The organism is Methylobacterium sp. 092160098-2 (genome assembly GCF_028920805.1).
In the GTDB taxonomy this organism is placed as follows: domain Bacteria; phylum Pseudomonadota; class Alphaproteobacteria; order Rhizobiales; family Beijerinckiaceae; genus Methylobacterium; species Methylobacterium fujisawaense.
This window is the reverse complement of the sequence record NZ_JAQPZJ010000001.1, coordinates 1524848-1536924: the sequence shown is the minus strand read 5'-3', so window position 1 is coordinate 1536924 and position 12077 is coordinate 1524848. Positions and strand designations below refer to the sequence as shown.

Annotated in this window: 12 protein-coding genes; 2 read left to right on the top strand and 10 right to left on the bottom strand. The window is 71.3% G+C overall.

Annotated elements, in window-relative coordinates; translation table 11 throughout:
- Positions 1–45 precede the first annotated feature (45 nt).
- From PQI07_RS07185 to PQI07_RS07170, 4 genes are all read right to left on the bottom strand, one after another.
- A complete protein-coding gene (locus tag PQI07_RS07185) occupies positions 46–1182 on the bottom strand; it encodes a glycosyltransferase family 2 protein (RefSeq protein WP_075381264.1) in 1137 nt (378 codons plus the stop codon).
- A gap of 67 nt (positions 1183–1249) precedes the next feature.
- A complete protein-coding gene (locus PQI07_RS07180; protein WP_274927693.1) occupies positions 1250–2008 on the bottom strand; it encodes a lysophospholipid acyltransferase family protein in 759 nt (252 codons plus the stop codon).
- A 95-nt stretch (positions 2009–2103) separates the two neighbouring features.
- On the bottom strand, positions 2104–3633 hold the full coding sequence (locus tag PQI07_RS07175; RefSeq protein ID WP_274926350.1) for a phytoene desaturase family protein: 1530 nt from the start codon (positions 3631–3633) through the stop codon (positions 2104–2106).
- A gap of 105 nt (positions 3634–3738) precedes the next feature.
- Positions 3739–4581, bottom strand: coding sequence for a type 1 glutamine amidotransferase (locus tag PQI07_RS07170; RefSeq protein WP_274927692.1), 843 nt, complete (start codon positions 4579–4581; stop codon positions 3739–3741).
- A gap of 543 nt (positions 4582–5124) precedes the next feature.
- Here PQI07_RS07170 and PQI07_RS07165 point away from each other — a divergent pair.
- Complete coding sequence (locus tag PQI07_RS07165) at positions 5125–5466, top strand: hypothetical protein (RefSeq protein ID WP_274926349.1); 342 nt, start codon at positions 5125–5127, stop codon at positions 5464–5466.
- A 78-nt stretch (positions 5467–5544) separates the two neighbouring features.
- On the top strand, positions 5545–5997 hold the full coding sequence (locus PQI07_RS07160; RefSeq protein ID WP_274926348.1) for a cache domain-containing protein: 453 nt from the start codon (positions 5545–5547) through the stop codon (positions 5995–5997).
- Positions 5998–6029: 32 nt separating this feature from the next.
- Here the strand turns inward: PQI07_RS07160 and PQI07_RS07155 are convergent, their stop codons facing one another.
- From PQI07_RS07155 to croR, 6 genes are all read right to left on the bottom strand, one after another.
- Entirely contained in the window at positions 6030–7238 is a 1209-nt protein-coding gene (locus tag PQI07_RS07155; RefSeq protein WP_043386036.1) for an ABC transporter permease, read from the bottom strand.
- Positions 7235–8212 carry an ABC transporter ATP-binding protein gene (locus PQI07_RS07150; protein WP_043350168.1) on the bottom strand — a complete coding sequence of 326 codons (978 nt, stop codon included), beginning with the start codon at positions 8210–8212 and terminating at the stop codon, positions 7235–7237. Before PQI07_RS07150 ends, PQI07_RS07155 begins: the two co-directional genes overlap by 4 nt.
- Positions 8213–8216: 4 nt before the next feature.
- A complete protein-coding gene (locus PQI07_RS07145; protein ID WP_043350167.1) occupies positions 8217–8636 on the bottom strand; it encodes a DUF2141 domain-containing protein in 420 nt (139 codons plus the stop codon).
- 47 nt (positions 8637–8683) lie between these two features.
- The gene (crtI, locus tag PQI07_RS07140) at positions 8684–10273 is read right to left on the bottom strand and encodes a phytoene desaturase family protein (RefSeq protein ID WP_274926347.1); all 1590 of its coding nucleotides are present in this window, start codon (positions 10271–10273) and stop codon (positions 8684–8686) included.
- Between the two features lie 410 nt (positions 10274–10683).
- On the bottom strand, positions 10684–11511 hold the full coding sequence (locus PQI07_RS07135; protein WP_274926346.1) for a TrmH family RNA methyltransferase: 828 nt from the start codon (positions 11509–11511) through the stop codon (positions 10684–10686).
- Between the two features lies 1 nt (position 11512).
- Positions 11513–11986: a 3-hydroxybutyryl-CoA dehydratase gene (gene croR / locus PQI07_RS07130; protein ID WP_043350156.1), complete on the bottom strand. Its 474-nt coding sequence runs from the start codon at positions 11984–11986 to the stop codon at positions 11513–11515.
- Positions 11987–12077: the final 91 nt, after the last annotated feature.

The window sequence follows — 12077 nt, the reverse complement described above, 5'->3', positions numbered from 1 at the left end:
ACGCGTGATCCGGGCCGGCGGTGGCCTTCCGTCGGCCTGCGCGGGTCAGCCGCCGCTCACGGGATAGCTGCGCCCCTTCCAAGTGGCCGCGCCGGCTCGCTCGCGGCGCAGGAGCACGTTCCACTGGATCGCCAGGGCCACCGCGACCGCCGCCGGGTGGAGCGGGATCGTCGCCCAGGGTGCCCGGACCGCCACCGTGACGGCCGTCCGGGTCGCCAGCGACAGGGCCAAGGCCAGGGCGGCCAGGGCCAGGGCGGAGGCGGGCACCAGCCCGAGCAGGCCGGCCAGAATGAGGAGCGGCGGCAGGACCTGGCCGCAGCCGAGCAGGAGCGTCCAGACCGGAAGGGCGCGGGGCGTGGCCATGCCCTCGTGGGCGTTCTTGGAGAAGCCGGCCCAGGCTTGGGTGAAGCCATCGTACATCCGGCATGTCGCCAGCGCGGCGGCGGCCACGAGATCCGTCCGGTAGCCCGCGGCACGGAAGAGGCGGGCCAGGCGGACGCCGTCATGGAGGGACCTGCGGATCGCAGCGTGTCCGCCGACGGCCGTGTAGGCCGCACGATCGACCAAGATCAGCTGACCGCAGGCCGCGCCGAGCGACGGGTCCGGCAGCCGACGCATCAGCGGCACCGGCAGGAAGCCGAGGAGCAGGAAGTCGATCATCGGGACGGTCAGCATCTCGCCGAGCGTGTCCGTGCGCTGCCGGGGTACGCCGCTGACGAGCGCCGCGCCGGTGCGGCGGGCCTGGGCCGCCACGGCAGCCGCGGCCTCGGCCTCGAGGCGCACGTCGGCGTCCAGGAACAGCAGGTGGTCGCCGCGGGCGAGGCCGGCCATATGGCTGCAGGCGTGGTTCTTACCCGTCCAGCCTTCGGGAAGGGCCGGCACCGAGACGAGGCGCAGACGCGGATCACCGACGGCGCGCACGATCTCCGCGGTCGCGTCCGTGGAATGATCGTCACCGACGATCACCTCCACCGGAACCGATGTGCTGGCGAGCGCAGCCCGCACGGTGGCGTCGATGTTGCCGGCCTCGTTGCGTGCCGGGATCAGGATCGAGACCAGGCCCGTCCCGGTCTCCGGCATGGGCCGGCGCAGAGCCGCGAGATTCACCGCCGCCAGCACGGCCGGCAGGAGGGCGGTGACCAGGCAGAGCAGGGCCAGGGCCGTGAGGATCGAATCGGTCATCGTCCGCGCCGCGCTGGTGTCGTGTCTCGACCAGGGATCGTACGGGGCCGGGCGCGAGCGGAAGGGGTCATCCGGCGCGATCCTGGCCGCCCGCGGCGCGATGCGCCGGATCGAAGCGTCGCCCGGAGAGCTGGGCCGCCACGCGTCGCCACAGATCGTAGAGGCCGCCGACGCCCTTTCGGCCGGAGACCAGGGTGCGGAAGCGTCCGGGTTCCCGGCTGATCACATCGGCGCTCAGACGGTCGAGGGTCGCGGTCAGGTCGGATTCCAGGCGCGCGAGCCGCTGGTCTCGCGGAAGCGCGGCGAGTTCGGTTCCGCCGATCCCGGGACCGAAGGCCACGAAGGCGCCGGCGCCGCGCTCGTCCCAGAAGGTGTATTCCACGGCGAGGGGAACGAACAGGGCGTCGGGGGCGATCTCGGCGAGCCGTGCCACGCCGGGCCTCAGTGCCAGCGGCCGTGCGCGGGCATCCGCGAAACGGCCCTGTGCGGTGATCCAGAGCATGCCGTCGGAGGACGCCAGGATCGACCGGGCGGCCGTGAGGAACTGCGCCGCCCCGCGCGGGCTCTCCAGGTCGACCCCGAAGGCGCCGATCCGCTCGAAGATCCGGTAGCGCGCCAGCATCGCGGCGTCGAACGGGGCGCGGCTCCATCGCTCCGGATAGAGGCGGCCGGCCAGCACGACGATCAGCGCGGCGTCCCACCACGCCGGGTGGTTGCAATAGACCACGATCGCGCCCGGATGGCTCGTCGCCGGCGGTGTGCTCCAGAGGGGCAGCCGCACGGCGTCGAGGTGGCGGTGCATATAGCGCTCGAACCACGCCACCATGAAGGCGCGGATTCCGGGCGAGATCGGGGGCAAGGGGGCGCCGCGCGTACCTCTCTCGCCCCCCGGGACGGAGGCGGGAGGTGGCGGCGTCGCCGTCACGCCGAGGCGCGCAGGGCGCCGCGGGCGTCCTGGTCGTGCGCGTCGGCGGCGATCCAGCCCGACATCATCACCATCGGCATGCCGGGCCCCGGATGGGCGGCGCCCCCCGCGAGGTAGAGGCCGCGCACCTGCCGCGAACGGTTTCCAGGCTTGAATGCGCCCATCACCCGCCCGTGGGAGGCGAGACCGTAGATCGCGCCATTCAGCACCTTGTAACGCTCGTGGATGTCCTGCGGCGTCAGGTGGCGCTCGACGACGATGCGCTCCTCCAGGTCCGGCATGCCGCCGGTGCGCTTGAGCTTGTCGAGGATCGTCCGGCGGTAATTCTGGAACAGCGGTCCGTCCGGACGCCAGTCGTGGTGCGGGCGCAGATACGGGGTATGCACGAGGACGTAGAGCGCCTCGCCACCCTCCGGTGCCACGCTCGGATCGGTGGAGGAGGGCGCCGCCAGATAGGCGGTCGGGTCCGGGGCCGGCTCGCCCTTGTTGTAGATGTAGTCGAACTCCTCTTCCGGATCCCGGGAGAAGACGAAGTCATGGTGGTTCAGGTGCTCGTAGCGCTTGTTCAGGCCGAGATAGAGCACCACGCCCGAACAGGCCGGCTCGGGGTTCTTCTTGGCGTAGACCTTGGCCGCTTCGCCGCCGACGAGTTCGCGGTAGGTGCGGACCGAATCCATGTTGGAGATCACCGCGTCGAAGGGCGTGACGCCGTGGGCGGTCCGCACGCCCCGCACGGCGCCGTTCGCGGTCTCGATTCCGGTCACCTCGGTGTCGGTCTTGCAGGTGGCGCCGAGTTCCTGGGCGAGCTTCGCCAGCCCCTCCGCCACGGCGCGGGTGCCGCCCATCGGGTACCAGACGCCGTCGGCGGTCTGCATGTGCGCGATGGCGCAGAGCACCGCCGGCGCGCCGTAGGGCGAGGAGCCGACATATTGCACGAAGTGGTCGAGCATCTGCGCGAGCCGGGCGTCCTTGACCTTGCCGCGGATCGTCGAGGCGACGGAGGCGTGCATGCGCAGGGAGAGCACGTCGCGCAGCGTGCTCGGGTTCATGTTGGCGCGGATGTTGATCGTGTCGAACAGGTCTTCGACCGGCTTCCAGAAGAAGAACTTTTCCGAAACGCCGTGCAGGTGTTCCGAGATCGAGAGGAACTTCTTGTAGCCCTCGCCGGTGCCGGGCGCGAAGCGCTCCATGTCGCCGGCCATCCGCTCGACGTCCTGCATCAGGTCGATCTGGGTGCCGTCATCGAAGAAGCACCGCCATTGCGGGTCGAGGCGGCGCAGATCCATGTAGTCGTGGACCGAGCGGCCGGCTTCAGCGAAGATCCGTTCCAGCACCCGCGGCACGGTCAGGATGGTCGGGCCCATGTCGAAGCGGAAGCCGCCCTCATGGAGCACCGCCGCCTTTCCGCCGAGCCAGCCGTTCTTGTCGTAGACCGTCACGCGGTGTCCCCGCGCGGAAGCGACACACGCGGCCGCCAGACCGCCGAGTCCGCTGCCGATAACGGCCACCGTTGAATCCTGGCTCATCCTGATGGGTCGCTCCCCGGGCCTTCCACGAACGTGACCCGCGACAGCGAAGCTAGCCCCGGGGTCGTGCGGGTCAACGCGCCACCCGGTCGCGGCCGCATCCGGTCAATCCTCACCTGTGGACAGCCGGGTCAGAAAGTTGCCGATCTCGCGGCGGCGGCGATCCGCCTCCAGCACTTCCGGCCCCAATCCGTGGCGCCATGCGAGCCGGCGCACGGCTGCGGGCTCGCCTGTCTGAAGTCCTGCGATCTCGTCGGCATAGGCCGCCACCGTCTCCGGATCCTCCGCCAGGCCCGCCGCGACGATGGCCGTGTCGCACAGGCGGAGCATCGCGGCGACTTCGTCCAGGTCGAGTTCGGGATGATACTGCGTCCCCCAGAACCATCCGTCCCCCTGGCGGATCTCGATCGCCTGGATGCCGAGGATCCGGTTCCCGGCAAGCACGCGGGCGCCCGGCGGCGGTTGGAGCACCGCATCCGCGTGAATCGCGGGGGCGTCCCACGTGGCGGGCCGGCAGGCGAGGAGCGGATGGGTCCGGCCCTCCTCGGTCGGGGTAATGGAGCGAGCGAAGCCGTATTCCGGCCCGCGCGGGTTCTCGGCGGCCCGCCCGCCCGCCACCGTGGCGGCGACCTGCACGCCCCAGCACGATCCGAAGATCGCCAGCCCCGCGTCCAGGGCGGCCCGCATCAGCACGAGCTGCCGCCTCACCTCGGGCGTGCCCTCGGAAACTCTGAGCGTCGAGCCGGTGAAGATCATGCCGTCGAAATCCGCGAGGGTCGCCGGGAGGGTGGCGTCGGCATCGGCGGGGCTGACGAGATGGCAGCTGATTTCCGGTCGAAGATCCCGGACCACGGCCGCGTAGGACTCGGCCGAGGTTCGGCCGGTGGCCGCGACGTGCCGGTCCCGGGCCGCGCGGTCGTTGCCGTCGGCGATGAGCAGGCGGAGCATGGGAGTTCCGTTGAGCGGGGCCGTGCGGCGGGGAAGCTGCATGTGCGCTCGCGGAGCCGCGGGGAAACGGCGCGGATCGTCGCGGGCCGAGCATGCCGCAGCCCGGAGCGGTTCCCGGAGCCCGTCGCGGGCGACCGGGTCGGAGCGCCCCGGCCGGACGCACAGGGCAACGACCACGGTGTGACGGATGCCGAGCGCACGGGTCTTGGCGCGGGTCTCGGCACGGGCCAAGGGTCGGGCCAAGGGACGGAGCTCCCGTCCATCCCTCGGGCTGTCGAATATTATTTATTCGTTGGCGCATCCAAATGAATGATGCGCATTATCCCGCATACGATTCATATTGGATCAGATCATTACTGAAATCAGGCTATGCTGGAGGGCGAAATGCCGGATTTCACAGGGATCGAATTCTGTGTCCGAGAGGGGTGGGGTCTCCTCGTCCAAGACACGGAGGCCGTCCGTAGCGCGGTGCAGGCGGGCGCCTGCGCGGGGTCTCGCAGGACGGTCGTGCCGAGGCGTGCCGCGATCGACGACCGTCATCCGATGATCGAGCTGAACGGCAATTGCCTCGCCTTCGCGACGCTGCCCGATGCCGTGGGCCGGCCGGTTTCCGGAAGGCGGGCCGGCTGTGCTGTGAGGGGGCACGGCCATGTCGGCGAAGTCCGCGCCTCGGCAACGCGCACCGGGCGGGATTATCCGATGACCTCGGAGGGCTCCCGGCAAGATCCTGACGGGACGAGCGTGGACCCTCCGCTCTCCGTTCGGCCGGACTCCCACAGCCATCCCCGCTCCGCGCAGGCGGGGCTGGAGACGGTGCTGCGGCCGCACCTGCAGTTCGGCGCGCCTGCCGCCTTGGGCGGATCGCCGTGGCGCAGCGCGCCGTGATCGTCTCGGGATCGCCTGGGACGTCTCAGATTCAACCGGTGAGGCAACCACATGTGGAGAGCCCTGCTGATATGGCCGGTGTTGCTCGTGATCGGCCTGACGCTTCCCGCATTCCGGACGCGCTCGACTCCGCCCGTCCATCAGGCGGCCGAGATCGAGGCCCTGGTGAACCGGGCGGCCGAGGCGTTGGAAGACCGCGGCGCCGGGGCGTTCGGAGAGTTCAGACGGAAAGGTAGCGTCTGGCGCTACGGGGACGTCTATCTGTTCGTCATCGACATGAAGGGGATCGTGCTGTTCAATGCCGCGCATCCGAACCGCGAGGGGCATGATCTTCTCGACGAGCGCGACGCCGACCGGAAGCAGTTCCACAGGGACTTCATCGAGGCTGTGGACCGCTTCGGTTCCGGCTGGGTCGATTACATGTTCCCGAAGCCCGGTCAGTCCGTCCCGACCGTGAAATGGAGCTACGTCTGCGCGACGCACGTCGCCGGTTCGGACGCGGTCATCGGTGCGGGCGTCTACGTCGAGTAACGCGGGTCCGATCCGCGCGCCCGATGGCTGCCCTACACGGTCCGCCGCGCCGCCAGGGTGAGGGCGAGGCCGAGCCCGCAGAGCGTCAGCGCGCCCAGCACCGCGAGCGACGGCGCTGCGGCGGAGAACCCTTCGCCGAGCGCGCTCTGATACGCCTCGATCGCCCAGGCATTGGGGGTGAGCCAGCCGGCCTGCTGCAGCCAGGGCGGCATCAGGAAGCGCGGAACCATGGAGCCCCCCACCGCCGAGAGCAGCAGCACTCCGAAGGTCGAGGCGAGGTGCGCCTGCTGGCGCGAGCCAGCCAGCGCGCAGGCAGCGAGCGCGAGGCCGGCGGCCATCGCCGAGACCAGCAGGCAGGTGGCCAGGAAGGCCGGCCAGTGCGGCCCGATCTCGACTCCGTAGAGCAGGGCGGCGGCCAGGAAGATCAGCCCGGCCTGGACGAGACCCTGCAGCGTCAGGAAGGCGAACTTGCCGAGCACGACCACCGGCAGGCCGCCCGGACCGGCCATCAGCCGTTCGGCGAGGCCCGTTTCGCGCTCCTCGACCAGGGACATCGCCCCCTGCATCGCGGCGAAGAGCAGGAACACCGCTGTGATCGCACCGGCATAGTAGCTCACCCGCGCATTGGCGCTGCCAGCGGCGGTGCTGCGCCGCTCCACCAGGGCGGCGAAGCTGAACGGCTCCTTCTTGGCCCGCTGCTCCGCGAAGGCCTCGTCGAGGAAGCGGCGCTCGTCGGGGCCGATCTTGCCCGTGCGCTCGACGTCGGCGACGATCCGCGACAGGACCACGTCGGGCAGCGCCTCGTTCAGGACCCGCTGGAGCTGGCCCAGGGCAATCGGCGTCGCCAACGCCTTGGCGGGGTTCTCCACCAGCACCACCGGTTGATCGACAGACCCGGATGCGGCTTCCGCAGGCGCGGCGATCAGGTCGCCGCGCAGGACCAGCGCCACGTCGACCTCGCCCGCACGAACCGCCTGCGCCACGGCGGCAATGTCGGTGGCGGGCAGGCGCGTCACGCGCAGCGAGGGATCGGCCGCGAGGGCGTCGGCGAGGCGCTCGGTGGCGGCGGTGTGGGCCAGATCGGCCAGTCCGAGATGAATGCGGATCCGGTCGCCGATCGCCCCGGAGAAGATGGCCGCGAAGATCGAGAAGATCACCGTCGGCAGCACGAAGGCCATCACCAGCGCGGCCCGGTCGCGCAGGAGGGTCAGGAGCATCACGCGGAAGGCGGCGGCGATCATCCGGCTGCACCGACCCGGAGCGGCGTGGCCGCGGGATCCGTCAGCTCCCGCGGCCGGAGGGCGTCGAGGTAGAGCGTCTCCAGCCGTGGCGCCCGAACCCGGATCTCGGCCACGGGAACGCCCTGGGCGCGCAGCGCGCCCAGCAGGGCCGCGCCGTCGAGGCCGGAGCGCTCGACGGACCGCCAGACGAGGCCTCCCGCCTCGGCGGGCGCGAACCCGGCCCGGCGTAGCACACCCTCGGCCGGTCCCGTCGCCGGGACGGCGAGGCTCAGCTCCCGCTCGGGGGCGCCCGTGCGCAATTGCGCGAGCAGATCGGCGAGCCGGCCGGCGCGCACGACCCGACCCTGGGCCAGGAACGCAACCCGGGAGGCGAGGCGCTCCGCTTCGGCGAAATCGTGCGTGGCGATCAGGATCGCGGTGCCGGCGGCCTTCAGGCGGTCGAGCACCGCGTGGATGGCGGCCCGGGCGGCGAGGTCGACGCCGCTGGTCGGCTCGTCGAGGAGGACCAGCCGGGGCCGGTTCATCAGGCTCGCCGCGATGTTGACCCGGCGCCGGTATCCCCCCGACAGGACGCCCACCGGGCGTCGGGCCACGTCGGCGATGTCGGCCATGGTCAGGGCGGCCTCCACGGCGGCCTTCCGGTCGCGTCGGGCAACCCCCGCGAGCTGCCCGAAGACGCCGAGATTCTCCGAGACGGTCAGCCGGGGATAGAGGGCGATCTCCTGCGGCACCCAGCCGATGGCGCGGCGCGCGCGTCCCGCGCGATAGGGGTCCGCCTCAGCCACGCGCACCGACCCCGCGCTCGGACACAACCGCCCCGCGACGAGGCGCATCAGCGAGGACTTGCCGGCCCCGTTCGGCCCGAGCAGCGCGAGGGTCTCGCCGGCCCCGAGCTCAAGATCGACCCGGTCCAGGACCCGTCGCCCGCGGAGGTCGAGGCCGACGTCCACGAGGCTGACGAGGGGGCCCTCCATCGTCTCACCGTCTCGGAAGGGCACGGCCAAGGCGCACCCGCAGGGCGGCGCCCGGTTCCCGCAGGGCGAAGGCCGCCTCGGCGAAATCGGGCCGCGCCCGGCGCCCGACGGCGCCCGAGAAGCCATAGGGCTCCAGCGGCAGGCCGAGGCCGGTCCGGTCGAGGCGTCCGTTGCCGTTGGCGTCCTGATAGGCCGCCACCGCGTAGGTCCCCGGCGGAACGTCCCGGAAGGTGAACAGAGCCCGGTCGGCCGTCGCCGGCGAGTCGTCGCCCCGCAGGCACGACGTCTCCGAAAGACCGCCCTGACAGAGCGCCACGCGCACCTGACCGCCGCCCGGCTCGATCCCGTCGACCTCGACCTGAACGGCGGCGGCCGAGACGGGCAGGGCTGCGGCGCAGAGCCAAGCCGACAGGGCGATCGTCACGCGGCCTGTCGGCCCGCGGCCGTGTCTCCTCCGATCCGTCGCCGCGCTCACGAGGCCTCGCCGGAGGTCGCCAAGGGCGCCGTATCGGGAATGCCCGCCGTGGCGGCGGCGCGGGCGCCGGCCAGTTCCTCGATCAGCAACCGCGCCGAGATGCGGGCACCCTCGTAGATTACCGGCAGGCCGGAGCCCGGATGCGTGCCGCCGCCGACGATGTACAGCCCCGGTCCGAAGCGGTTGTGCGGGCGGAAATACAGCATCTGCATCAGGTCGTGGGCGAGGTTGAAGGTGGCGCCCTCATGGACGGCGAAATCCTCCTCCCACTGGGTCGGATCGATGATCCGCTCGTAGCGGATGCGGGATTCGAGATCGTCGATTCCGAGGAGCTTCAGACGCTCCAGGATCAGCGCGCGGTAGGTCTCCCGCAGCGTCGACCAGTCGATCCCCGCCTTGAGGTTCGGCACCGGTACCAGAACGTAGAGAGCCGTATGCCCGGGGGGCGCCATGCCGCCGTCCGTGTAGCCCGCGTGCTGCACGTACAGGGAGGGCTGCATCGGCAGCGTGCCCTCGGTGATCTCGCGGATGTTTTTCTCGTAGCCGTCGGCCAGGAGGATCGTGTGGTGCCCGAGGCTGTCGGGCATTTTCCCCTCGAGGCCGAGATACAGCATGAAGGTCGAGCAGGAGAGCCGGGCCTTCTGGATCTTGGCGTCGCGCCAGCGCGGCCGGTGCCGCTCCGGGATGAGGGCGCGGACGACCTTGGCGAAGTCGCCGTTGATCATCACCGCGTCGGCGTTGAAGGTTTCGCCGTCCGCCACCAGGCCGCAGGCGCGCTTGCCGTCGAACAGCACCCGCTCGACCGTGCTGTTCAGCCGGAGATCGACGCCCATGCGGCCGGCCAAGCCCGCCATGGCCTCCGAGACGGCCCCGCAGCCGCCCACGGGGTGGTAGACCCCGTGCTCGTATTCGAGGAACGACAGGATGGTGAACAGGCTCGGGCACCGGAACGGCGACATCCCGAGGTATTTGGTCTGGAACGAGAAGGCGAGGCGCACCCGCGGGTCGGCGAAGTGGCGCTTGAGGTCGCGGTCGACGCTCCGGCCCGGATGCAGGTAGGGCAGGGCAGCCAGCATCGCCGGGCTCGCCATGCTGCGCAACGTGTGGAAGGCCTGTTCGAGGACCGGCTTGAAATAGTTCAGCTTGGTGCGGTTCTCGGCGAAGAAGGCTTTGACGTTTTTGGCGTCGTCCGGCGCGAGGCGGGCGATCTCCTGCTCCAGGCGCCCGACATCGCCCGTGGCGCTGATCGTCCCCGAAATGCCGTCCTGCCCCTCGAAAACGAGGTGGTACTGCGGGTCGAGCCGCTCGAGCTTGACGTGGTCTTCCAGCCGCTCCCCGCAGCTCGCGAAAATGTCCGCCAGAATCTGCGGATAGAGGAAGAACGTCGGTCCGATATCGAAGCGGTATCCGCCGGGCGCCTCAACGGTTTTCGTCCGGCCGCCGACTTGGGAATCCTTCTCGAAGATGGTGACATGGATCCCGGCCCGCGCCAGGAGCAGGGCAGAGGCAAGCCCACCTGGCCCGGCCCCGACCACGGCCACCCGGCGCCCGGTCAGCGCTCGCAACCCATCCCCAGACTGAAGCAACGTCCCCGACTCCTCACAGAATCCCGACACCCATGTGGCCAAGCTAGCTTGGCATCATCGCGCGGCAATTGCAGCCGTTTGTCGCGCGCAGAACGCTGTATACGATCATACCAGGGACACGCATTCGCAAGATTTGCGCAAGGCCGCCGTTGTCCCGGCCACCGAGGCGTCCGAGGGCGGGCCGGCCCGCAGGCCGCGGACCTGCGCGGGCCGAGACGCGGCCATCATCCGGGAGCCGCCGGTCGGCGGACATCCTGCGCCTCAGCACCGGCCCAGGCGTCGATACCATCCATGCCGGGGCCGGCCTCCGCCCGAAGGTCCCGCTGCCGACCGCCCCCTGCATCGGGCGCCCGGCCAGGGCGGCGATGCCGAGATCGGATTCCGGGCCCCGACCCGCCGGCGCCGCGCGCTCACGTCGGACCGAGGCGCCCCTGGCCGCGGGCGATGGTGAACAGGGCGATGCCCGCCGCCGTGGCGACGTTGAGCGAATCGAATCCGGCGGCCATGGGGATGCGGAGCGGCCGCGCCTGGGCCAGAGTCGCCGCGTCGAGGCCCGGCCCCTCGGTGCCGAGGATCAGGAGCGCCCGCGCCGGCGCGGTGACGGCATCCAGGGACTCGGTCGCCCCAGGGCTGAAGGCCAACGGCTGGAGGTCGAGGGCGTCGGCCAGCCGCAGCCAGTCTTGCCCCGCCGGGAGCCGCCCAAAAGGCTGGATCAGCGCGGCCCCGGCCGAAACCCGGATGCTCTTGCGATAGAGCGGATCGCAGCTCTCTCCGTCGAGGATCACCGCGTCGGCCCCGAAGGCGGCCGCGTTGCGGAAGGCGGCGCCGACATTGTCGTGATTGGTCAGGCCGGCAAGGCCGACCACCAGCGCGGGGGCGGGCGGCGGCGGCACGAGGGCGGTCGCCGCGGGTTCCGCGCCGCGCAGGCCGATGGCCAGGACCCCCCGGTGGATCGGGAAGCCGGTGACCGCGCTCATCACCGCCTTGCTGGCGCAATAGACCGGAGGCGGCTCCGGGCAGGCGGCGACGTCGGCGACGAGGCTTGGCCAGCGCTCCGGGGCGATCAGGATCGATTCCGCGCGGAACCGGCTGCGGCGGCCGAGGAGCAGCCGCAGCGTCACCTCGCCCTCGACGATGAAGCGCCCGGCGCGGCCGACGAGGTCGCGCTCGCGCATCCGGGTATAGGGCTCCAGGCGGGGATCGTCCGGGTCGCCGAGGTCTTCCGGGTCCGGGGTCACCTCAGCCCTGGGCGCGCTCGGTGCGGCTCGCCAGCGGGTCGGCCTCGGCCTTGGTCGGCACCTTCACCAGCGCCTCGCCGTCGAGGACGGTCTCGCCCCCGACGGAGCACCGGCAGGCGAGGCGCGCCCGCCGCCGCTCGGGCATGAGTTCGGCCACCGTCACGGTGACGTCGACGACGTCGCCGATCCGCACCGGGGCGCGGAAGTTCAGGGTCTGGGAGATGTAGACGGCGCCCGGTCCGGGCAGGCGCGTGCCCAGCACCGCCGAGATCAGCCCGGCCGTGTACAGGCCGTGGGCGATGCGGGTGCCGAAGGGCGTGCGCGCGGCGAAGTGCTCGGACAGGTGGATCGGATTGCGGTCGCCGGTGATCTCGGCGAAACCCACCACATCCGACGAGGCGATGGTCTTCGACAGAGTCTCCGACAGTCCGACTTCGAGATCCTCGAAATAAAGCACGCGCAGTTCGGGCAGCATGACGCGGCAGACCTCCGGTTCGGGCCGGTCATTCGTCTCGTGCGGCCGGCTCCGGCAACGGCGTCGCACGATCCCGGCGCCGAATCCACCC

Excerpts from the sequence above, each read along its gene's own strand:
- PQI07_RS07185 (WP_075381264.1), bottom strand. The coding sequence starts at position 1,182 with ATGACCGATTCGATCCTCACGGCCCTGGCCCTGCTCTGCCTGGTCACC.
- PQI07_RS07180 (WP_274927693.1), bottom strand. The coding sequence starts at position 2,008 with ATGGTGGCGTGGTTCGAGCGCTATATGCACCGCCACCTCGACGCCGTG.
- PQI07_RS07175 (WP_274926350.1), bottom strand. The coding sequence starts at position 3,633 with ATGAGCCAGGATTCAACGGTGGCCGTTATCGGCAGCGGACTCGGCGGT.
- PQI07_RS07170 (WP_274927692.1), bottom strand. The coding sequence starts at position 4,581 with ATGCTCCGCCTGCTCATCGCCGACGGCAACGACCGCGCGGCCCGGGAC.
- PQI07_RS07165 (WP_274926349.1), top strand. The coding sequence starts at position 5,125 with ATGATCGAGCTGAACGGCAATTGCCTCGCCTTCGCGACGCTGCCCGAT.
- PQI07_RS07155 (WP_043386036.1), bottom strand. The coding sequence starts at position 7,238 with ATGATCGCCGCCGCCTTCCGCGTGATGCTCCTGACCCTCCTGCGCGAC.
- PQI07_RS07150 (WP_043350168.1), bottom strand. The coding sequence starts at position 8,212 with ATGGAGGGCCCCCTCGTCAGCCTCGTGGACGTCGGCCTCGACCTCCGC.
- croR (WP_043350156.1), bottom strand. The coding sequence starts at position 11,986 with ATGCTGCCCGAACTGCGCGTGCTTTATTTCGAGGATCTCGAAGTCGGA.